Annotated in this window: 15 protein-coding genes and 1 tRNA gene; 6 read left to right on the top strand and 10 right to left on the bottom strand. The window is 63.8% G+C overall.

The annotated features are described in order from the left end of the window. Positions 1-25: 25 nt before the first annotated feature. The 3 genes from ACTIEZ_RS06265 to ACTIEZ_RS06275 all read right to left on the bottom strand — a co-directional run bounded on the left by ACTIEZ_RS06265 (position 26) and on the right by ACTIEZ_RS06275 (position 3,792). On the bottom strand, positions 26-1,726 hold the full coding sequence (locus ACTIEZ_RS06265) for a DNA methyltransferase (RefSeq protein ID WP_439545805.1): 1,701 nt from the start codon (positions 1,724-1,726) through the stop codon (positions 26-28). 165 nt (positions 1,727-1,891) lie between these two features. Then, positions 1,892-3,124, bottom strand: coding sequence for an MFS transporter (locus tag ACTIEZ_RS06270; protein ID WP_439545806.1), 1,233 nt, complete (start codon positions 3,122-3,124; stop codon positions 1,892-1,894). A 2-nt stretch (positions 3,125-3,126) separates the two neighbouring features. Continuing rightward, entirely contained in the window at positions 3,127-3,792 is a 666-nt protein-coding gene (locus ACTIEZ_RS06275) for a glutathione S-transferase family protein (protein WP_439545807.1), read from the bottom strand. Between the two features lie 97 nt (positions 3,793-3,889). Here ACTIEZ_RS06275 and ACTIEZ_RS06280 point away from each other — a divergent pair, with 97 nt between their 5' ends. Together ACTIEZ_RS06280 and ACTIEZ_RS06285 are read left to right on the top strand one after the other, a co-directional pair. After that, a complete protein-coding gene (locus tag ACTIEZ_RS06280; RefSeq protein ID WP_439545808.1) occupies positions 3,890-4,477 on the top strand; it encodes a hypothetical protein in 588 nt (195 codons plus the stop codon). Beyond that, complete coding sequence (locus ACTIEZ_RS06285; RefSeq protein ID WP_439545809.1) at positions 4,477-4,770, top strand: PepSY domain-containing protein; 294 nt, start codon at positions 4,477-4,479, stop codon at positions 4,768-4,770. Before ACTIEZ_RS06280 ends, ACTIEZ_RS06285 begins: the two co-directional genes overlap by 1 nt. On the opposite strand, the gene ACTIEZ_RS06290 is transcribed toward ACTIEZ_RS06285, so the two are convergent. From ACTIEZ_RS06290 to ACTIEZ_RS06315, 6 genes are all read right to left on the bottom strand, one after another. Then, positions 4,771-5,079 (bottom strand): hypothetical protein, encoded by a 309-nt coding sequence (locus ACTIEZ_RS06290; RefSeq protein WP_439545810.1) that lies wholly within the window; start codon positions 5,077-5,079, stop codon positions 4,771-4,773. A gap of 64 nt (positions 5,080-5,143) precedes the next feature. Further along, positions 5,144-9,700, bottom strand: a complete 4,557-nt coding sequence (gene gltB / locus ACTIEZ_RS06295; protein WP_439545811.1) for a glutamate synthase large subunit — start codon at positions 9,698-9,700, stop codon at positions 5,144-5,146. 19 nt (positions 9,701-9,719) lie between these two features. Then, the gene (locus tag ACTIEZ_RS06300; RefSeq protein WP_439545812.1) at positions 9,720-10,325 is read right to left on the bottom strand and encodes a DUF2059 domain-containing protein; all 606 of its coding nucleotides are present in this window, start codon (positions 10,323-10,325) and stop codon (positions 9,720-9,722) included. A gap of 49 nt (positions 10,326-10,374) precedes the next feature. After that, entirely contained in the window at positions 10,375-11,814 is a 1,440-nt protein-coding gene (locus ACTIEZ_RS06305; RefSeq protein ID WP_439545813.1) for an NAD(P)-dependent oxidoreductase, read from the bottom strand. A gap of 150 nt (positions 11,815-11,964) precedes the next feature. Continuing rightward, positions 11,965-12,756 carry an undecaprenyl-diphosphate phosphatase gene (locus tag ACTIEZ_RS06310; protein WP_439545814.1) on the bottom strand — a complete coding sequence of 264 codons (792 nt, stop codon included), beginning with the start codon at positions 12,754-12,756 and terminating at the stop codon, positions 11,965-11,967. An 11-nt stretch (positions 12,757-12,767) separates the two neighbouring features. After that, positions 12,768-13,751 carry a complex I NDUFA9 subunit family protein gene (locus ACTIEZ_RS06315; RefSeq protein ID WP_439545815.1) on the bottom strand — a complete coding sequence of 328 codons (984 nt, stop codon included), beginning with the start codon at positions 13,749-13,751 and terminating at the stop codon, positions 12,768-12,770. 143 nt (positions 13,752-13,894) lie between these two features. Here ACTIEZ_RS06315 and ACTIEZ_RS06320 point away from each other — a divergent pair. The 4 genes from ACTIEZ_RS06320 (at position 13,895) to ACTIEZ_RS06335 (ending at position 17,156) form a co-directional block, all read left to right on the top strand. After that, positions 13,895-13,981 (top strand) — tRNA-Leu (locus ACTIEZ_RS06320). Positions 13,982-14,282: 301 nt separating this feature from the next. Then, positions 14,283-15,506 (top strand): acyl-CoA dehydrogenase, encoded by a 1,224-nt coding sequence (locus ACTIEZ_RS06325; protein ID WP_439545816.1) that lies wholly within the window; start codon positions 14,283-14,285, stop codon positions 15,504-15,506. Positions 15,507-15,519: 13 nt separating this feature from the next. Continuing rightward, positions 15,520-16,608: a 4-hydroxyphenylpyruvate dioxygenase gene (hppD, locus tag ACTIEZ_RS06330; RefSeq protein WP_439545817.1), complete on the top strand. Its 1,089-nt coding sequence runs from the start codon at positions 15,520-15,522 to the stop codon at positions 16,606-16,608. Then, a complete protein-coding gene (locus ACTIEZ_RS06335) occupies positions 16,605-17,156 on the top strand; it encodes a VOC family protein (protein ID WP_439545818.1) in 552 nt (183 codons plus the stop codon). Before hppD ends, ACTIEZ_RS06335 begins: the two co-directional genes overlap by 4 nt. Positions 17,157-17,236: 80 nt before the next feature. On the opposite strand, the gene ACTIEZ_RS06340 is transcribed toward ACTIEZ_RS06335, so the two are convergent. After that, complete coding sequence (locus ACTIEZ_RS06340) at positions 17,237-20,215, bottom strand: TonB-dependent receptor (protein ID WP_439545819.1); 2,979 nt, start codon at positions 20,213-20,215, stop codon at positions 17,237-17,239. Between the last annotated feature and the right edge of the window lie 31 nt (positions 20,216-20,246).

Raw genomic sequence — 20,246 nt, forward strand, 5'->3', positions numbered from 1 at the left:
CCCCGGACGTGATCCGGCGTTTGGCTTATAACGCCAGCGCGCCCTGCTTGCCATCATCCTTCAATCCCGGTGCGGATTTCACCGCGTCGCCGCGCGCCATCGGCAGATCGAGCCGGCGGGCGGGGCGGCCGGGGTGATCGAACAGTTCGGCGACGGTGATGACCTGCAAACGATCATCCTCGCGGTTGAGCAGCGGGTGCTTGTATTTGCCGGCGGCGGCGATTTCCTCGCGCATGGCCTTGGTCGGCACATCCGGCGGCCCGGTGCAGATCAGAAATCCGAACTCCGCCTTTTCGCGCAGCCGGTCGCTGTTCAGCGTGGCCATGTCGGCACGGGTGCCATTGCGGGATTTCACCTGAAAGATCGCCTTGCCGTTGCTATCCTTGTCGATCAGGAAATAGGCGATGCCATCGATGCCGCCATCGGCACCTTTCTTTTCATTGATGCGCGCCTGATTGTCGCTGAACGACAGGATCGCCCATTTTTCGAATTCCTTGCGGGTCTTGTCGCCGGCCTTGTTGGCGAGGGCCATGGCGCTTTCGAGGTCGCGCGGGACGCCATCCAATATGATATTGGCTTCCACCGCTGGCCAGTCGCCGGATTTTTCATAGGTGTCGCGGAAGCGTTTCAGGATCAGCGCGATGGATTGATAGGTGATATCGATGCCGATCCAGCGCCGCCCCAGCCGCTGCGCTACCGCCACGGTGGTGCCGCAGCCGCAATAGGCATCGAGGATGGTATCGCCTTCATTGGACGAGGCCTTGATGATGCGTTCGAGCAGGGCTTCGGGTTTCTGGGTGGGGTAGCCGAGGCGTTCTTGGGCGCGCGGATTGATTGGAGAAATATCGTTCCAGACATCACCAAGCGGCATTCCCGGCATTTCGTCTAGATACCGAATGTATTCAGGAGTTCCATTGCGGGTATACCTCAAGCGACCATTGTCATGGTGCTCCTGCATTTTTTCGATGGGATATCGCCACAGTTTGGTGATGCCCCGCCATTCATAGGTGTAGCCGCCGCCTGATAGCCCGTAAGCGGTTGTATCGCTCAGCCGATAGTGCCGTCCGTGCTCGTCCTTCCGTCGATAATGTGATTGTATGTAGGTCTCGTCATAAGGCTGGAACTGCTGATTCCATGTAGGTTTTGCATTTTTGCAATAAAGCAAAATAACATCGTGGACAGCTCCCATACCGATTGCATCATTGTGAGCTGTGGTTCGTTTCCAGACAACTTCGCTTAAGAAATCCCCACCCTGTCCGCAAAACACCGCATCCAGCACAAGCTTCAGATAGTGCGAGGCGGTGGGGTCGCAGTGCAGATAGAAGCTGCCCGTGGGTTTCAGCACGCGGTGGATTTCGACAATCCGTAGCGTCATGTGGACCAGATAGGCGAGCAGGCTGCCGCGCCCGAGCACCTTTTCCAGCCCGCGCAGCAGTTCCACCGTCTGTTCTGTCCAGCGCGTGTCCCCGGCGCGGGGGTTCAGGCGATCGATGCTGAGGATATAGTCCAGGCCTTCGATGGCTTCATCGCCCCAGTTCCAGGTATCGACAAAGGCCTGCGCCTGCGCGCGATCTTCGCTGCCCTGATTGTTGTAGATCTGGAAATAGTTGCGTTTGGAATTGAACGGCGGATCGATGTAGCAGAGATCAACGCTTTCCGATGCGATCTTGCGGCGCAGAACATCAAGATTGTCGCCGTAATAAAGATGGTTCTTGGTGTCGCTCATGGGCGCAAGTGATGCAGATTTGCGCACGGGAAGGCAAGGGCAAGGCGGCGGCGCAACCAGGTCAGCCAAGCCCCGTGTCAAGCACGGGGTGACGGGAGTGAGGGCTGCGTTAAAACTGATGGGTGCAGGGGCCTCGCCCCTGCCCGCCGGAGGCCCCTTTTTAGTTCACCCTTCGTCCGCCGCCCTGATTTCCGGCTGCATCAGGTGCACGAACAGCAGGGCGGTGAGATAGGCGCCCGCGGCGATGGCGAACATCGGCCAGTAGCCGATGCCGTTGGTCAGGCTCCAGCCGGTGAATTCGATGATGCCGGTGCCGGTGAGGTTGCCGGCGATGCCGCCCAGCGCCATCACGCCGGCGACGCGCGTGGCCGGCACCGTGTCGGCGGCCAGGCCGAAGATGTTGGTGGAAAAGCCCTGGTGGGCAAACAGCGCCATGCCGATGATCAGGGCGGCAGCAATCGGGCCGGGTGCCTGCAGCGCCAGCGGCACTGGCAGGATCAGGATGGCGTAGAGGAACATGCTGGTCTTGCGGGCGCGGTTGACGCTCATGCCGCGGCGCAGCAGCACCGGGAACAGCAAGCCGCTGCTGAGCGCCCCCAGCGCCGCCAGCGAGAAGATGATCGCGGTTGGTCCGCCGACTTCGCCCTGGGTGAGGCCGAAGGTTTTCACCAGGAAATCCGTGGACCAGAACAACACGAACCACCACACGCAATCGGTGAGCGCCTTGGCGCCAACCACCGTCCAGGTGCGGCGATCCCGCAGCAGATCGGACCATTTGCCGTCCAGCACGCTGGCCTTGGCCGCAGGCATCGGCACCAGCCGGCGCGTGCCGGCCAGCCAGAATGCCAGCCAGACGAAGCCCAGCGCGCCGGTGACCAGGAACGCCGATTTCCAGCCGAACGCCAGCGCGAGCGGCGGGATCAGCAAGGGCGTGAGGATCGCGCCGATGTTGGGCGCGGTGTTGACCAGCCCCAGCCCCAGGCTGCGCTCCGTGATGGGCAGATAGGTGGCCGCGGCCTTGACCGCGGCCGGTGTGTTGACCGATTCGGCCACGGCCAGCACGCTGCGCGCCACCACGAACTGCCCCACCGTGGCGGCGGCCGCGTGGGCCATGCCGGCCGCGCTCCACACCGCGACCGCCAGCCCATAGGCGACGCGCACGCCGAAACGATCGACGAACCAGCCGACCGCCAGCAAGGCGAACGCCGCCGACAATTGGAACACGCTGCCGAGGTGGGCGAATTCCTGATCGGTCCAGCCGAATTCCACTTCCAGCGTGGGTTTCAGCAGCGCCAGCACCTGGCGATCGACATAGTTCAGCGCGGTGCCGATAAACAGCAGGACGATCAACATGCGCCGGGTGCGGGCGAGATGGTCGTGCACGGCGGCGTCACCCATGGTCAGAAATCCAGCTTGTCGTAATGTTGCGGCGGCGGCAGGCCTTCCAGCCGTTCGGCCAGCAGCGGGCGGAAGGTGGGCCGCGATTTGATCGCGCTGTACCAGGTGCGCGATGGATCATGGCCGTCCCAATCCAGCCCGCCCAGATAATCGGCAACCGACAGATGCGAGGCCGCGGCAATATCGGCCAGCCCGAACTGGTTGCCGCCCAGCCAGGCGCGCTGTTCCAGCAGGAAATCGATATAATCCAGATGCATGTCGGCCTGGCGGCTGGCGGCGCGGATGATGCCGCCATCGGGGGCGCCTTTCACCACCGCGCGCTTGTACATGCGTTCACCGAGCAGCAGCGCACCGACTTCGCCATAGAATTTCTGATCGAACCACGCCACCAGCCGGCGGGTTTCGGCGCGGGCTTCGGGGGTGGCGCCCAGCAGCGGCGTGCGATCGAGGGTTTCCTCGAAATAATCGAGGATGGCGACACTGTCGGCCAGCACCACGGCGCCCTGTTGCAGCACCGGCGTCTGCCCGGCGGGGTTGAGCGCGGTGAATTCGGGACGCTTTTCCCACGGCCGTTCCAGCAGCAGTTCGTGGGTGACGCCTTTCACCGCCAGCGCAAAGCGGACCTTGCGGCTGAACGGGCACAATGTGAAATGGTGGAGGCGCCACATAGTCGCCTTCTCATAACCATGTTTGCCGCCTTGGAAAGGCCGGTCGCATCACGTCTCACTTGTTGCAAGCCGCTCGCAACAAGACTAGCAGGGTGGGGTGAAGCGGCGTGCAGTCCTGATGGCCTTGTGGGCGGTGCTGATGGCGCCATTCCTGGTGCTGTTGGTGCAGATATTGTCGCCCGAAGCCGATCCCGATGCCGTGGTGGCTGCCAGCGGCAATTGGGCGATGGCGTGGCTGGCGCTGGCCGTGGTGATGACTCCGTTGGCGCGCGTCTGGCCGGCGCTCAGATCGCGGCTGTGGCTGCGGCGCGCGGTCGGGCTGGCGGCGTTTGGCGGCAGCGCGGCGCATCTGGTGTTCTACGGTCTGGCGATGCGCAGCTTTGCCGAGCCTGGCGGCCTGTGGGCGTTGATCGCCGATGAGACGTTGACCCCCGGCATCTTGACCGGCTGGCTGGCGCTGGCGCTGTTGCTGCCACCGGCGCTGGCCAGCAATGATGCCGCGATGCGAATGCTGCGCGCTGCATGGAAACCGGTGCAGCGGCTGGCCTGGCCGGCGGCGGTGCTGGCGCTGGTCCACATGGCCGTGGTGCATGATGCATTCACGCTGGCGCTGGCAGTGGGCGGCATCATCGCCGGCCTGCAACTGGCGCGTGTTCCTGTTCGTTCAACCAGAAAGGCAATTTGATGCGCATGATCCTGATTGCGGCCACCGTGGCTGCCACCCTCGCCGGCCCGGCGCTTGCCACCGGCAAGATGAAGTGCACGGCCACGCCGGAACAGCGCCAGCCGATCGAGACGCTGAAGGCCGAGCTCGTCAAGCAGGGCTGGACGGTGGCCAAGGCCAAGGTCGATGGCGGCTGCTATGAAGTCTATGGCGTGATGCCCGAAACCGGTCGGGTCGAAGCCTATTTCGATCCGATCACCTTTGAAAAGCTCTATGTCGAACAGCGCGGCAAGGTGATTTTCAAGAAGGGCTGATCAGGATTTGGCTGCCTTCAGGGCGGCCAGCTCCGCTTCCAGTTCGTTGATGCGCAGTGCCTGGCGGACCACGATGTCCTGCAAGGCGGCGGTCATGCCGGCGTCAGCGCGTGCTGGCGCCGGTTCGGGCGGTGTTGGCGGGGCGGGCGGCGGTTCGGCTGGCTTGGCCTCCGGCGTCACGATTTCGGCGTCCACCATCGACTCGCGGTCGCGGAAAAGGCCGGATTCGCGGGCCTTGCGGATCAGCGGCGCGGCGGTGACCGCCAATTGCATCAGGCTTTCGATGAACGGATCATTGGTCTTGGCCATGGCCGGGTCCTTGTACTGTCTTATGCGGATATAGCAGCGACGGACCCGGTTTCAAGGCTTGTGGTCATTCCGCCGCGATGCTGCCGGGGGTGTCGTCCAGCGGATGGGCCAGCCGGCTCAACATCTCCTTGGGGCAGACCTGCCAGATTGCCATGCGCGTGCGGTCCCATTCCGCCAGCAGCCCGGTGGCCCATTTCGATCCGGTTTCGCGGGCATGTTCCTCGATCAGGTCGTGGACATGGGCTTCCCAGTGGGCCGAGGCGAGCCGCTGCACCACCACCGTCTCGCGGTTGACCCGGCGTTCGAAGCCGCCGTGCTGATCATAGACAAAGGCCATGCCGCCCGACATGCCCGCCGCGAAATTGTCGCCGGTCGGCCCCAGGATCACGGCGGTGCCGCCGGTCATATATTCGCAGCCATTGGCGCCGCAGCCTTCAACCACAACCGTGGCACCGCTGTTGCGCACCGCAAAGCGTTCGCCGGCGCGTCCGGCAGCAAACAGCCGGCCAGCGGTGGCGCCATAGAGCACGGTGTTGCCGATGATCGCATTGTCCTGGCTGACCAGCATCGACGACGGGAACGGCCGCACCACGATGGTGGCGCCGGAAAGCCCCTTGCCGACATAGTCATTGGCCTCGCCGAACACTTCCAGCTTCACGCCCTGCACGGCAAAGGCGCCGAGCGACTGGCCGGCCGACCCGCGCAGGCGGATATGGACATGGCCGGGTTGCAGCCCCTTCATGCCGAAACGGCGGGTGATCTCGCCCGACAGGCGGGTGCCGACGGCGCGGTGGGTGTTGCGCACCGTGTAGGCAAGCTGCATCTTCTCGCCACGTTCGAACAGATGCGCGGCATCGCGGATCATGTCGGCATCCAGGCTGTCCGGCACCGGATTGCGGCCATTGCCCAGGCCCCAGCGCCGCTGATCATCGGGCGCATCCACCTTGGCGAGGATCGGATTGAGATCGAGATCGTCGAGATGCTCGGCGCCGCGGCTGACCTGGCGCAGCAATTCGGTGCGGCCGATCACTTCATCGAGGCTGCGCACGCCCAGCCGGGCGAGAATTTCGCGCACTTCCTCGGCGATGAAGCTCATCAGGTTGATGACCTTTTCCGGCGTGCCGACGAATTTCTGGCGCAGGGCATCGTCCTGGGTGCAGACGCCCACCGGGCAGGTGTTGGAATGGCATTGGCGCACCATGATGCAGCCCATGGCAACGAGGCTCATCGTGCCGATGCCATATTCCTCCGCACCCAGGATGGCGGCGATCACCACGTCGCGCCCCGTTTTCAGGCCACCATCGGCGCGCAGCTTCACCCGGTGCCGCAGGCCGTTCAGGGTGAGCACCTGGTTGACTTCCGACAGGCCCATTTCCCACGGCGTGCCGGCATATTTGATGCTGGTTTGCGGGGAGGCGCCGGTGCCGCCGACATTGCCGGAAATCAGGATCACGTCAGCATGGGCCTTGGCGACGCCAGCCGCCACGGTGCCGATGCCGGCGCTGCTGACCAGCTTCACGCAGACGCGGGCGCGGGTGTTGATCTGCTTGAGGTCATAGATGAGCTGCGCCAGATCCTCGATCGAATAGATATCATGGTGCGGCGGCGGGCTGATCAGCGTCACGCCCGGCGTCGAATGGCGCAGCTTGGCGATCAGCTCGGTCACCTTGAAGCCCGGCAACTGCCCGCCTTCGCCCGGCTTGGCGCCTTGGGCGACCTTGATCTCGATCTCCTCGCAAGCGTTCAGATAATCCGCGGTGACGCCGAACCGCCCGGACGCGACCTGCTTGATCACGCTGTTGGCGTTGTCGCCATTGGCATAGGGCTTGTAGCGGATCGGGTCTTCGCCGCCTTCACCCGAAACCGCCTTGGCGCCGATGCGGTTCATGGCGATGGCCAGCACTTCATGGGCTTCGGGGGACAGCGCGCCCAGGCTCATCCCTGGCGTCACGAAGCGTTTGCGGATTTCGGTCACCGATTCCACCGTTTCGATGGGGATCGAACTGGTGCCCGGCACGAAATCCAGCAGATCGCGCAAGGAAATCGGCGGCAGCGCCTGCACGCCGCGGCTGAATTTCATGTAATCGCCATAGGCATCGCGGCTGACGGCCGTCTGCAGCAGATGGATCAGATGCGCGTTCCAGGCATGCGCTTCGCCGCCCGCGCGCCAGCGGTAGAGACCGCCGACGGACAGGGCGACGGCGCCTTCATCCCAGGCCTTGTCGTGGCGGATCTGGGCGTTGATGAACAAGGATTCAAAGCCTTCACCGCTGATCTTGGCCGGCATGCCGGGGAAGAAATCATTGACCAGTGCGCGGGACAATCCGACCGCTTCGAAATTATAGCCGCCACGATAGGACGAGATGACGGCAATGCCCATCTTGGCCATGATCTTCAGCAGGCCGTCATCGATGGCCTTTTTATAGCGCGCGACACATTCGCCAAAGCTCAAGCCGCCGAACAGGCCGCGCTTGTGGCGATCGGCAATGGCTTCCTGCGCCAGATAGGCGTTCACCGTGGTGGCGCCGACGCCGATCAGCACGGCGAAATAATGCGTGTCCAGCGCTTCGGCGGCGCGCACGTTGATGCTGGCATAGGCACGCAGGCCCTTGCGGATCAGATGCGTCTGCACGCCGGCGGTGGCCAGGATCATGGCAATGCCGGCGCGGGTGGCGGATTGATGTTCGTCGGTCAGGAACAATTGCGTCTTGCCCTGGCGCACCGCGGTTTCCGCCTCCATGCGCACCCGCGCGATGGCTTCGCGCAGCGCCGCCGGGCCGCCGCCGATGTCGAACGTGCAATCGATTTCCACCGCCTGCTTGGCGAAATGATCCTTCAACCGGAACCAGTCGCGGTTGGACAGCACCGGGCTTTCCATCACCATCACGCCGGCCTGGGTGGCTTCGTCGTCCAGGATGTTGGTCAGGTTCGAAAAGCGCGTCTTCAGGCTCATCACCCGCGTTTCGCGCAGGGCGTCGATCGGCGGGTTGGTGACCTGGCTGAAATTCTGCCGGAAGAAATGCGACAGATTGCGGGCGTTGTCGGAAATCACTGCCAGCGGCGCGTCATCGCCCATGCTGCCGATGGCTTCCTTGGCATCATCGACCATCGGCGCCAGCAGCAGTTCCATGTCTTCCATGGTCTGGCCGGCTGCGACCTGGCGGCGGCGCAGCTCGTCGCGGGTGAAGGCCGGTTCCGGCTCCGGGGCATCGCCACCGGGCAGGGCCTCGAAATTGGTGAAGCCGGCGACCAGCGCCTGATAATCATGCGCCGCGGTCACCTTGGCCTTGATTTCGGCATCGGTATAGAATCGCGTCAGCGCGGCGTCGAGATCGACGGCGATCATCTCGCCCGGCCCCAGCGCGCCCTTCGTCACCACATCGGCTTCGGGCACCACCACCATGCCGGCTTCGCTGCCGGTGATCAGCAGGCCGTCGCGGGTCAGGCAATAGCGCATCGGCCGCAAGGCGTTGCGATCGAGCCCGGCCACCACCCAGCGGCCATCGGTCATCGCCAGCGCCGCGGGCCCGTCCCACGGCTCCATCACGGAGGCGAAAAACGCGTACATGGCGCGGGTGGCGGGATCGAGCGTGTCGTCCTTCTGCCATGCCTGCGGGATCAGCATCAGCTTGGCGGTGGGCGCGTCGCGGCCGGAGCGGACAAAGGCTTCGAACACCGCATCGAGCGCTGCCGTATCCGACGCGCCGGCCGGGATCAGCGGCTTGATGTCTTCGCTGTGCTCGCCGAACGCGGCGGCCGCCATCTTGATCTCGTGGCTTTTCATCCAGTTGGTGTTGCCGCGGATGGTGTTGATCTCGCCGTTGTGCGCCAGCGTGCGGAACGGCTGCGCCAACCACCATTGCGGGAAGGTGTTGGTGGAATAGCGCTGATGATAGATGGCGAAGCGCGACACGAAGCGTTCATCGTTAAGATCGGGGTAGAACTGGCTCAGCGTCTCGGCGAGGAACAACCCCTTGTAGATGAGCGTGCGCGACGACAGCGAGCAGATGTAAAAGCTCTGGATCTGGGCTTCGATCACCTTCTTTTCGATGCGGCGGCGGATCAGGAACAGGTCCTTCTCGAACTGTTCCCGCGCGCCGTCGCCGGCCGCATCCGGCCCGGCGATCATGATCTGCTCGATCTCCGGCCGGCTTTGCATGGCCTTGTCGCCGATCACGCTGATGTCCACCGGCACCTGGCGCCAGCCATAGACTTTATATCCAAAGCCGATGATTTCCGATTCGACGATGGTGCGGCAGGCTTCCTGCGCATTGAGGTCGGTGCGCGGCAGGAACACCATGCCCACCGCCAATTGGCCCGCCACCGGCTTCTGGCCGTGGCGCTCGACATGTTCGTGGAAGAAATCGGTGGGGATCTCGACCAATATGCCGGCGCCATCGCCGGTCTTGCCATCGGCATCGACGGCGCCGCGATGCCACACCGCCTTCAACGCATCGATCGCCGCCGTCACCACCCGGCGCTGCGGCTTGCCATCGGTGGCAGCAACCAGGCCGACACCACAGGCGTCGGATTCCAGGTCCGGCCGGTACATGCCGACATCGGCGATGCGGGCGCGTTCGGCAGCCGAAGCGGTGAAGGGGGTAGTGGGCAGGATGGTCATGGGTCAGATTCCTGTCGGCTTATTTCGGCGCGGGCGGTGGCGGGCTGTTCAGTGCGGACAGTGCATCACGCAGCTTTGGGGCATTGGCCTGCATCGCCGCATCGATCTTGGCGCCGATCAGCCGGGCGGTCTGCTGGCCGATCTCGTTCTGCACGGCGCCCTGTTTTTTCTGCAGCGCCTGGCCAGCCGGGCTGCGATAAAAGGCGATCAGGGCATTCAGTTCGGCCGCGGTATATTGGCGGGCATAGGCATCACGCGCCGCCGTGACGACGCTGTTCAGATTCTGGTTGATCACGCCTTGCGCAATCGTGGCCTGAATGCCGCCGGCCTTTTGCAAGGCCACGTCGAACTTGGCCTTGTTGGCCTGGTAAGCCGGCACGAAGCCCGGCTGCTGGGCAAGCATGGCGCGCACCACCACGCCGGACCGCATTTGCTTGACGGTGTTGTCCATCTGGTTCTGCAACTGGGTTTTCAGGCCCAATTGCGCCACCAACGCCGTGGCCGCCTGCATGGTGGCGGCATCGGCCCGCACCGGCGGCGGCGCTGGCGGCAGGCCCGGCTTCGCTTTCTGGGCCTGCTGGGCAGTAGCGGCGACGGTGGCGACGGCGAAGATCAGGAATGACATGGAAATTCCCCGGAATGATTTCAGGTGCGCGCAGGGATGTTGAGCCGAATCAGGCTGCAGCCTTACTGGCGCCCTGCGCCGCCGCGCCGGCGTGGGCGCGCAGATACTGATGCATCTGGGCCGCCACGTCACGCCCGTCGCGCACCGCCCAGACCACCAGACTGGCACCGCGCACGATATCGCCAGCGGCAAACACGCCATCCAGCCCGGTCATCATCGTGCGATGATCGACCCGCACCGTGCCCCAGCGCGTCACCGCCAGATCGGCCGCACCGAACAGCGCCGGCAGATCCTCGGCATCAAAGCCCAGCGCCTTGATCACCAGATCGGCGCGGGCCGTGAAGCGGGTGTCGGCATCCGGTTCCGGGCTGCGGCGGCCATCGGCGCCCGGCTGGCCGAGCCGCATCGCCTGCGCCACCACGCCGGTGCCGGTGATTTCGGCCGGCGCGGCCAGCCAGACGAATTCCACGCCCTCTTCTTCGGCGTGGGCAACCTCCCGCACGCTGCCCGGCATGTTGGCACGGTCGCGGCGATACAGGCATTTCACGCTGGCCGCGCCCTGGCGAACCGCCGTGCGCACACAATCCATTGCCGTATCACCGCCGCCGATGACCACGACATTCTTGCCGGCCGCATCGAACCGCTGCGCGTCGGGCACATCGTCCCCGAAACCAGCGCGGTTGGAGGCGATCAGATAATCCATGGCTTCCAATGTGGTGGGGCCATCAGCGCCCGGCACATCGACTTGCCGCGCCTTGTACACACCGGTGGCAATCAGCACGGCATCGTGGCGCGCACGCAAATCGGCCAGGCTGGCGTCGCGCCCCACGGCGAAACTCAGGTGAAACTGCACGCCGCCGTCGATCAGCCGGTCGATCCGGCGCTGCACCACCGGCTTTTCCAGCTTGAAGCCCGGAATGCCATAGGTCAGCAGCCCGCCGGCACGATCATGCCGATCATAGACATGGACATCATAACCCTTCACCCGCAGCAGTTCGGCGGCCGTCAGCCCGGCCGGTCCGGCGCCGATGATGGCGATGCTCTGGCCAGACCGATCGACCAGCGGCCGGATCGGCTTCACCCAGCCCTGTTCCCAGGCATTGTCGGTGATGAACTTCTCCACGGCGCCGATGGTGACGCTGCCGAAATCCTTCTCGATCACGCAATTGCCTTCGCACAATCGGTCCTGCGGGCAGATGCGGCCACAGATTTCCGGCATGGCGTTGGTCGCCGCGGCAATCTCATAGGCTTCTTCCAGTCGGCCTTCCGCGGTCAGCTTCAGCCAATCGGGGATATTGTTGCCCAGCGGACAATGCACCTGGCAGAACGGCACGCCGCACTGGCTGCAACGCCCGGCCTGCTCCTCGGCCTTGGCTTCGATATAGGGCCGGGCGATTTCCTGAAAATCATGGGCACGCTCAGCGGCGGTGCGCTTGGCCGGATAGGCCTGATCCCGTTCCACGAACTTCAGCAATTTTGTTGCGGCCATGGCCCGTGATCCTTTCGATGTGGGTTGCACAACCACATTACCGCGCTTCTGTCACGCGGATTCACAAATTTAGGACAGAATTGCTGACTATTTTTGGACGACCGTAGCCACAGATGCGGATTGATATGGCATTTTAAGACCGCTTCGGCCCTATCGTGCCAGCAGCCACATCAAGGCCACGCTGCCGACGATGATGCGATACCAGGCGAACGGCGCAAAACCGAAGCGGCCAACGATGGCGACAAAGGCCTTCACCACCGCCAGCGCCACCACGAAGGCCACACCAAAGCCGATCGCGATCGCCGTGATGTCATCGATCGCCAGTGCGTCGCGGCCCTTGTACAGCGCATAGGCTGTCGCGGCGGTCATCGTCGGCACGGCCAGGAAGAAGCTGTATTCGGCGGCCGTCTTGCGCTCGACCCCGGCCAGCAGCCCGCCCATGATCGTCGCGCCAGACCGGGACACCCCGGGGATCATCGCGACACATTGGCCGATGCCAATCAGCAGCGCCGTCAGGCCGGGGATGCTTTCAACCCCCTCATGGCGTGCCTTGTGCGCCATCCGCTCGATGACCAGGATGGCCACGCCGCCAACAATCAACGCGATTGCCACCGTCATCGGCGATTCCAGCATCAGCTTGATGCTTTCATAGGCAAAGACGCCCACGACCATCGCCGGCAGCACGCCCAGAAAGATGTTGCGGGTGAAGGCGATGGCCTTGGCATCCCGCTGCACCAGCCCGCCGATCACCCCTGCAAAGCGCTGCCGATAGGCAACCAGCACTGCCAGGATCGCGCCAAGCTGGATGGCGATCTTGAACGCCAGTTCCGCTTCACCGGTGAAGCCAAGCAACTCGCTGGCCAGGATCAGGTGCCCGGTCGAGGACACCGGCAGAAATTCGGTCAGCCCTTCGATGATGCCAAGCAGGATGACAGTCAGCAAATCCGCTGAGGTCACGCCGCCTGCTCCGCCTTGGCAAAGCGTCCGCCCCGCCGGTAGCGCTGCATCATCTGCGGCAGATAGGCCGACAGCGGCGTCGGCGTGATGCCCAGATCGACCAGCCCCGGCATGCCGGGCGCGCAGATATTGCCCAGCTTCAGCATGGCAAGCTGATCGCTGTTCATCGGCATGAACGGCAGGACATCGCCCAGCCGGGCCAGCATGGATGAAGTGAAATCCGAAAAGCCCACCACCGGTCGATCGAGGCCGGTAAGGTCCGAAATCATCTCCAGGATCGCCTTGAAGCTCAGCACATCCGGCCCGCCGAGCTCGAAGATGCGCCCTGCTGCGTCGCTGCGCGTCAGCCCGGCGACCGCGGCATCGGCGACGTTGCGCACGTAAACCGGTTGGAACAGGCTTTCGCCGCTGATCGCCGGCAGCACGGGTGACAGGCGGGCCATGGCGGCGAAGCGATTGAAAAACTGGTCCTCCGGCCCGGCGACGATGCTGGGCCGCAATACGACGGCGCCGGGCATCGCGGCGTGGACCAGGGCTTCGCCGTCACCCTTGCTGCGCGCATAGGGAATGCGGCTGCCGGCATCGGCGCCGATGGCCGACATCTGCACATAGCCAACCGCGCCGGCCGCTGCGGCGGCGCGCGCCGCACGGCCGGCGCCTTCGGCTTGCAGGGTGGCGAATTTCTGCTGGCCGTTTTCAGCCAGGATGCCGACCAGATTGACGCCAGCCGCGGCGCCGGCGAACGCCGCCGCCATGTCGGTATCGGACCGGATGTCGCCCGACACGACCTGTATTTGCCCAAGATCACCCAATGGTTTCAGAAACAGCGCCGAATCGGCATGGCGCGACACCACCCGCACCCGGCAGCCCGCCTTGGCCAGCGCCTCGACGACATAGCGGCCCAGGAAACCGGCTCCGCCGATCACCGTCACCAGCGCGCCGGCTGCCAGTGGTGAGGCCTGTTGCGTCGAGTATGTCATGGTTGCAACCTCTAACGTTGCCGGGCCGGCTTGTCGCGGGGCAGATTGCCCTGCGGCGCGCGTGGCCCATGAAATCGTGCATTATCCTGCCGTGGCAATTGACAAGCCCCGATTCCACCCATATCAGCCGCCGCCTACCCCGTGCCCAGATGGCGGAATTGGTAGACGCACCAGCTTCAGGTGCTGGCGCTCGCAAGGGCGTGGAGGTTCGAGTCCTCTTCTGGGCACCATCTTTTCGTGATGATCCGCCAAATTTTTCCATGCAGTGGCGTGACGGAAGTACGTTGGCCGGCACTCCGGCCTGTGCAGCGTTGACCTTCTCGATATGGACGCGTGGACTTAACGCGCATTTTGCCACATTGGCGGCACCGTTTGCATTGTTGGCGGCAACCGGTCGGTCCACAGTGATGGTCGCTCTGCGGCGCGGGCCGAAGCTGGATGCGGCGATTGGCGCTGGTGCTCAACCATTATCTGTGGCGTCAACTGCACCATGACGGGGCAAATCTGTCGTTCTGGTGCTATAGGAGGATCATGAGCACGAATCCGAACCCTCTGCCGACCGATATCCAGCATTTCGCGCCGAAGTGGCCGCGGTTTGATTGGGAGGACCCTTTGTTGCTGGCGAGCCAGTTGACGGAGGAGGAGATGATGGTGCGCGACGCGTCGCGGGCCTTTTGCGATGCGGAGCTGGCGCCGGGGGTAAAGCTGGCCAACCGGCACGAGACATTCGATCCGGAATTGATGAAGAAGTTCGGCGCGGCGGGGCTGCTGGGGCCGACGATCAAGGGCTATGGCTGTGCTGGTGCCAGCTATGTGGCGTACGGCCTGATTGCGCGCGAGGTGGAGCGGGTGGATTCGGCTTATCGCTCGGCGATGAGCGTGCAGTCGTCGTTGGTGATGCACCCGATCCATGCCTATGGCTCCGAGGCGCAGCGCGAGCGCTACCTGCCTGGCCTGGCGTCCGGCGAACTGATCGGCTGCTTTGGGTTGACCGAACCGGATGCGGGATCAGACCCGGCGGGCATGAAGACCCGCGCCAAGGCGGTGCAGGGCGGCTGGCTGCTGAACGGTGCCAAGATGTGGATCACCAATTCGCCGCTGGCCGATGTCGCGGTGGTGTGGGCCAAGTGCGATGACGAGAAGATCCGCGGCTTCGTGGTCGAGCGCGGCGATGTGGGCTTCAGCACGCCAAAGATCGAAGGCAAGTTCTCTCTGCGCGCCGGCATCACCGGTGAGATCGTGCTGGCCGATGTGCATCTGCCCGAGGATCGCATCTTGCGCGGTGTCGAAGGCCTGGCCGGTCCGTTCGGCTGCCTGAACAATGCGCGCTATGGCATTGCCTGGGGCGCGATGGGGGCTGCCGAATGGTGCTGGCATGCAGCGCGGCAATATACGCTGGATCGCCAGCAGTTCGGCCGGCCGCTGGCGGCGACACAGCTCATCCAGAAAAAGCTGGCCGACATGCAGACCGAGATCACGCTGGGCCTGTGTGCAGCGCTGGCTGGTGGGCGATTGCTGGACGACAAGCGCCTGGCGCCGGAAGCCATCAGCCTGCTGAAGCGCAACAATTGCGGCAAGGCGCTGGCGATTGCGCGCGAGGCCCGCGACATGCACGGCGGCAACGGCATCAGCGATGAATATGGTGTCATCCGCCACGTGATGAACCTGGAAGCGGTCAACACCTACGAAGGCACCCATGATGTCCACGCCCTGATCCTGGGGCGCGCCCAGACGGGTCTGCAGGCATTTTATTGAAGGAGGCCTCCCGTTGGCCGATCTGTTCGACAACCCGCTGGGCCTCGATGGCTTTGAATTCATCGAGTTTTGTGCGCCGGCCAAGGGTGTGCTGGAGCCGGTGTTTGCGGCGATGGGGTTCACGAAGGTCGCCCGCCACCGCTCCAAGGATGTGCAGCTCTGGCGCCAGGGCGGCATCAACCTGATCGCCAATTATGAGCCGCGGAGTCCGGCGGCCTATTTTGCCGCCGAGCATGGGCCGTCGGCTTGCGGCATGGGCTGGCGGGTGAAGGATGCGGCGGCGGCCTATGCCCTCGCCATTGAGCGCGGCGCCGAGCCGGTCGAGACCCGCACCGGGCCGATGGAGCTGCGGCTGCCGGGGTTCCGCGGCATTGGCGGTTCGATCATCTATCTGGTGGACCGTTACGGTCCCGGTCTGTCGATCTATGACATCGACTTCGTCTATGAACGCGGTGTTGATCCCAACCCGGTGGGTGCCGGCCTGCAGATCATCGATCACCTTACCCACAATGTCTACGGCGGGCGCATGGTGCATTGGGCGGGGTTTTACGAACGCATCGCGGGCTTCCGCGAGATCCGCTGGTTCGACATCAAGGGCGAATATACCGGCCTGACCAGCAAGGCGATGACGGCGCCCGATGGCAAGATCCGCATCCCGCTGAACGAGGAAGGGCGCGGTGGCGGCGGCCAGATCGAGGAGTTCCTGCGCGCCTATAATGGCGAGGGCATCCAGCATATCGCGTTCGCCTGTGATGATCTGCCGGGCGTGTGGGATCGGCTGAAGGCCATTGGCACACCGTTCATGACGCCGCCGCCGGCAACCTATTACGAAATGCTGCCCGAACGCCTGCCCGGCCATGGCGAACCGGTCGAAGAACTGCAACGCCGCGGCATCTTGCTGGATGGCACCACCGGGGACGGCAACAAGCGGCTGCTGCTGCAGATTTTCTCCGAAACGATGATCGGCCCGGTGTTCTTCGAGTTCATTCAGCGCAAGGGCGACGAGGGCTTTGGCGAGGGCAATTTCAAGGCGCTGTTCGAATCGATGGAGCGCGACCAGGTGCGGCGCGGGGTGCTGCATGTCGAGGAGCCGGCCGAATGAGCGCGCCAACCCGGGCCCCCAGCCTGGCGCGCATCCACCACGTCGCCTATCGCTGCAAGGACGCGGCCGAAACCGTGGCCTGGTATGAACGCGTGCTCGGCATGGAGTATACTACCGCCTTTGCCGAGGATCATGTGCCGTCCACCGGCGCCTATGACCCGTATATGCACGTGTTCCTGGATTGCGGCGGCGGCAATGTGCTGGCGTTCTTCGAATTGCCCAACCAGCCCGAGATGGGCCGGGATACCAACACGCCCACCTGGGTGCAGCATATCGCCTTCGAGGTCGCGTCCGAAGCCGAACTGTTGAACGCCAAGACGCATATCGAGGGGCTGGGCATCGAGGTGCTGGGGCCGACCTGGCACGGCATCTTCAAGTCGATCTATTTCTTCGATCCCAACGGCCATCGGCTGGAACTGGCCTGCAACATCGGCACTGCCGAGCAGCTCGCCGAGCTGAAGCGGGTGGCGCCGGCGATGCTGGATGAATGGGCGCAAACCAAACGCGCGCCCAAACATGCCGCGTGGCTGCACGTACCGCCGGAATAAAGCGTGCTTTCAATCCATAAGAATATGGGGCGGCACGACTGCCGCCCCATACTCGGTCGTCAATGAGGCAGTGATCCGTATCAGAAGTTCACACGCACGCCGCCCATGAAGCGCGAACCAAATTGTTCGAATTCATAAACGCGCTCCGGCGCGCCATCGTAACGGATGCCGGGGGTGTCGGTCAGGTTGTTGGCGTCCACGAACAGCTCCATGCGCGGGCTGATGGCGTAGCGGGCCGACAGGTCCAGACGACCAACGCTGCTCCAGAAGCGGTTGCCGACCGCAGCCGTGCTGATCGAGTCAAGCCATTCGCCGCGCTTCTGATAGCTGACGCGCAGCGACAGGCCATATTGTTCATAATAGACCGACGCGTTGTAGAGATAGCGCGAGGTATCCGGCAACTGGATCTTGTTGCCTTGCGGCGTGATGGCGTTGGAACGGTTGATGGTCAGGTTGGCCTGAATACCGAAACCTTGCGCCCAATCCGGCGCGCCGATCCGGTCCAGCAGGTCGGCGAACGGCTGGGTATAGGCGATTTCGATGCCCTTCAGCTCGCCGGAACCACCATTCAAGGTCGTGTTGAATTCATAGGTCGAACGCGCAAAGCCCGGCTCATCCAGTTCCGTGGTGCCGAAAACTTCCGAGGAGTTGAACAGGACGCCGCGGATTTTCTTGTAGTAGACACCGACCGAGAAGAAGCCGCGGTTGGCCATATACCATTCGAAATAGGCATCGACACCGACGGCCTTTTCCGGTTCGGCCAGCGGGTTGCCGCCGCTGATGATCTGCAGATCGTCGTTGATGTTGAGGTTCGGCCGCAGCAGCGAATAATCGGCACGCGCCGCACCGGTGTTCACCGACAGGCGCAGCTTGATTTCGTCGGTGGCGTCATAGTTCACATGCAGGCTGGGGAAGAACAGCGTATTGGAATTGGACACATTCAGCGGTGTCAGCACGTTGTTGATGCGGCCCAGAGCGCTGCCGGTATTTTCAAAGCGCTCGGCACGGACACCGGCGACGATGTTGCCGTTTTCGAAGAACATCGTGCCCATGACATAACCGGCGAGCACCTTTTCGGTGACGCGGTAGTTGTTGTTGTCCGCCGCCGCCTGGTCGATGGTGAAAGCGCCGGCTGCCAGATAGCTGTCCAGCAGCGCTTCGGTCGTATTCTGATCGAGCTGGGTGAAGGTATAGTTGACCGGCAGACCAGTGACGACCGGCTTGCGATCGATGATGTCGGCCTGCTTCGGCAGGGCGATACCGGCCGCGGTCAGCGTGGCCGGCGTAACCAGCCGCACGGTGCGGTTCGACGTCTTGTCGCGATCGTTATACTGCATGCCGAACTGCAGCTTGGTGTCGTTGCCGAACAGATTGATATTCCGGTCGATATCCAGTCGCGCCGTGTAGGCATCGGTGCGGTCGCGCCGCCGCAGCCGCGAGATGTTCACCAGATCAAGCTCGTCGGTCGAGATGAAATCGCGGCGGTTGCCGCGCGAGAAATTGCCTTCAGCGTCGACCAGCGTCTGGAACAGCGACAGCTTGGGATCGAGCGGATCGGTGAAATCATAGGTGACGCTTGGGCGGCGGGTGCGATCCGCCGGGCTGCGCCAGTTCGAGCCGAACCGCGGGAATTGCTCGTCGTCGCCGCGGGTGAAGTTGCCGCGCCAGCTCACCTTCCACTCGCCGAGCACATGGTTGCCGCCCAACGTGTTGGTGAAGATCGTTTGCGGCGAATTGCTGGTGCCCCATTGGCCTTCGAGCTCGACGCCAAAGATGGTGCCCTGCAGCGGCGTGTTGCCGGTGCGGATATCGGCAAAACCGGTGCGGCGCGCGGTGAGCTGGGGCGCGGTGCTGTTGGTGGAGACCGCGCCATCGTCGAAATCGAAGATATAGAGCTGGCGCTGTTCCTGGTCGCGGAACTGAGTCCACACTGAGCTCAGGAAAATCTCGTTGTTGTTGTCGGGGCGCCAGTCGAGCCGGCCGGTGAAGGACTGGTTGGAACGGGTCAGGCGATAATAGCGATTGTCGAAATTATTCACCCAGAAACGATCATCACGACCGGGCAATTGATCGACGTTCGGACGCGTCCAGCGCGGCTCGAAATTGTCGGTGATCATGTCGACTTCGAAGCGCGAGGCGGACAGCAGGATACCGACCGTGTTGTTGAAGAAGCGATCCGAGATATGGCCGTTGACATTGTACTGGCGGCCGCCACCCAGTTCCGAGAAGCCGAGACCAAGGTCAACCGCGACCTTGAAGCCGGGGTAATCGAAGGCGCTGCGAGTCTGCACGTCGACGTTGCCGGCGACGGTTTCACCGGTCAGATCGGCGGTGACCGCCTTGCGCACGATCACTTTCGACGCGATGGCCGACGGGATGGTATCGAAGCGGGTGGTGCGGCCCGAGGGGCTGACGACGTTGATGCCGTCGAACGACACGGTGGTCCAACTGTTGCGGGCGCCGCGCAAGCTGATGAAACGATCCTGGCCCTGGTCGCGCTGAATGCCGACACCGGGGAGGCGACCGAGCGCGGCGGCGAGGTTCTGATCGGGGAAGCGGCCGATGCTGTCGGCGGCGAGCACGTTGACCAGTGCGGTCGACGAACGCTGCAACTGCAGTGCGGCGGCTTCGGATTCGGCGATGGGGCGCGAGGCGATGACGGTGATGGTGCCGGCGTCATCATCGGCAGCGCTGGCGCCCACCGTGATCTTCGCTTCGGCGACGCTGTTGGCGGTGACCGTCACGGTCTGCTCCACCGGGTCGCTGCCGAAATACCGCACGGTGATGCGGGCCAGGCCGGCCGGCGCGCTGCGGATCAGGAACTGGCCGTCCGGGCCGGTGGTTTCAACGATGTTGGACCCTTCGATGCGCACGGTGGCGCCGGCAACCAGGTTGCCGTTGCGATCCGACACGGTGCCGCTGATCTGGCCGGTGGCAGTGGCGGCGGCCGGGGCGGCAGCGGCGGCTGATTGCGCAGCAGAGGTTTGGGCGGCGGCAGGCAGCGCCGCCAGCAGGGTAGCGCTGGCGGTGGCCAGCAGGATGGCACGGTTACGGCTCATGGCAATCTCCTTGGGACGCAGAAATCTGTCC

This window comes from Sandarakinorhabdus sp., assembly GCF_051860625.1.
Classification (GTDB): domain Bacteria; phylum Pseudomonadota; class Alphaproteobacteria; order Sphingomonadales; family Sphingomonadaceae; genus Sandarakinorhabdus.

What these genes read in the sequence shown, in the direction of transcription:
- ACTIEZ_RS06315 (WP_439545815.1), bottom strand. Translation starts at nt 13,751, where the DNA reads ATGACATACTCGACGCAACAGGCCTCACCACTGGCAGCCGGCGCGCTG.
- ACTIEZ_RS06340 (WP_439545819.1), bottom strand. Translation starts at nt 20,215, where the DNA reads ATGAGCCGTAACCGTGCCATCCTGCTGGCCACCGCCAGCGCTACCCTG.
- ACTIEZ_RS06265 (WP_439545805.1), bottom strand. Translation starts at nt 1,726, where the DNA reads ATGAGCGACACCAAGAACCATCTTTATTACGGCGACAATCTTGATGTT.
- ACTIEZ_RS06270 (WP_439545806.1), bottom strand. Translation starts at nt 3,124, where the DNA reads ATGGGTGACGCCGCCGTGCACGACCATCTCGCCCGCACCCGGCGCATG.
- ACTIEZ_RS06305 (WP_439545813.1), bottom strand. Translation starts at nt 11,814, where the DNA reads ATGGCCGCAACAAAATTGCTGAAGTTCGTGGAACGGGATCAGGCCTAT.
- ACTIEZ_RS06290 (WP_439545810.1), bottom strand. Translation starts at nt 5,079, where the DNA reads ATGGCCAAGACCAATGATCCGTTCATCGAAAGCCTGATGCAATTGGCG.
- ACTIEZ_RS06285 (WP_439545809.1), top strand. Translation starts at nt 4,477, where the DNA reads ATGCGCATGATCCTGATTGCGGCCACCGTGGCTGCCACCCTCGCCGGC.
- ACTIEZ_RS06275 (WP_439545807.1), bottom strand. Translation starts at nt 3,792, where the DNA reads ATGTGGCGCCTCCACCATTTCACATTGTGCCCGTTCAGCCGCAAGGTC.
- ACTIEZ_RS06325 (WP_439545816.1), top strand. Translation starts at nt 14,283, where the DNA reads ATGAGCACGAATCCGAACCCTCTGCCGACCGATATCCAGCATTTCGCG.
- gltB (WP_439545811.1), bottom strand. Translation starts at nt 9,700, where the DNA reads ATGACCATCCTGCCCACTACCCCCTTCACCGCTTCGGCTGCCGAACGC.
- ACTIEZ_RS06335 (WP_439545818.1), top strand. Translation starts at nt 16,605, where the DNA reads ATGAGCGCGCCAACCCGGGCCCCCAGCCTGGCGCGCATCCACCACGTC.
- ACTIEZ_RS06300 (WP_439545812.1), bottom strand. Translation starts at nt 10,325, where the DNA reads ATGTCATTCCTGATCTTCGCCGTCGCCACCGTCGCCGCTACTGCCCAG.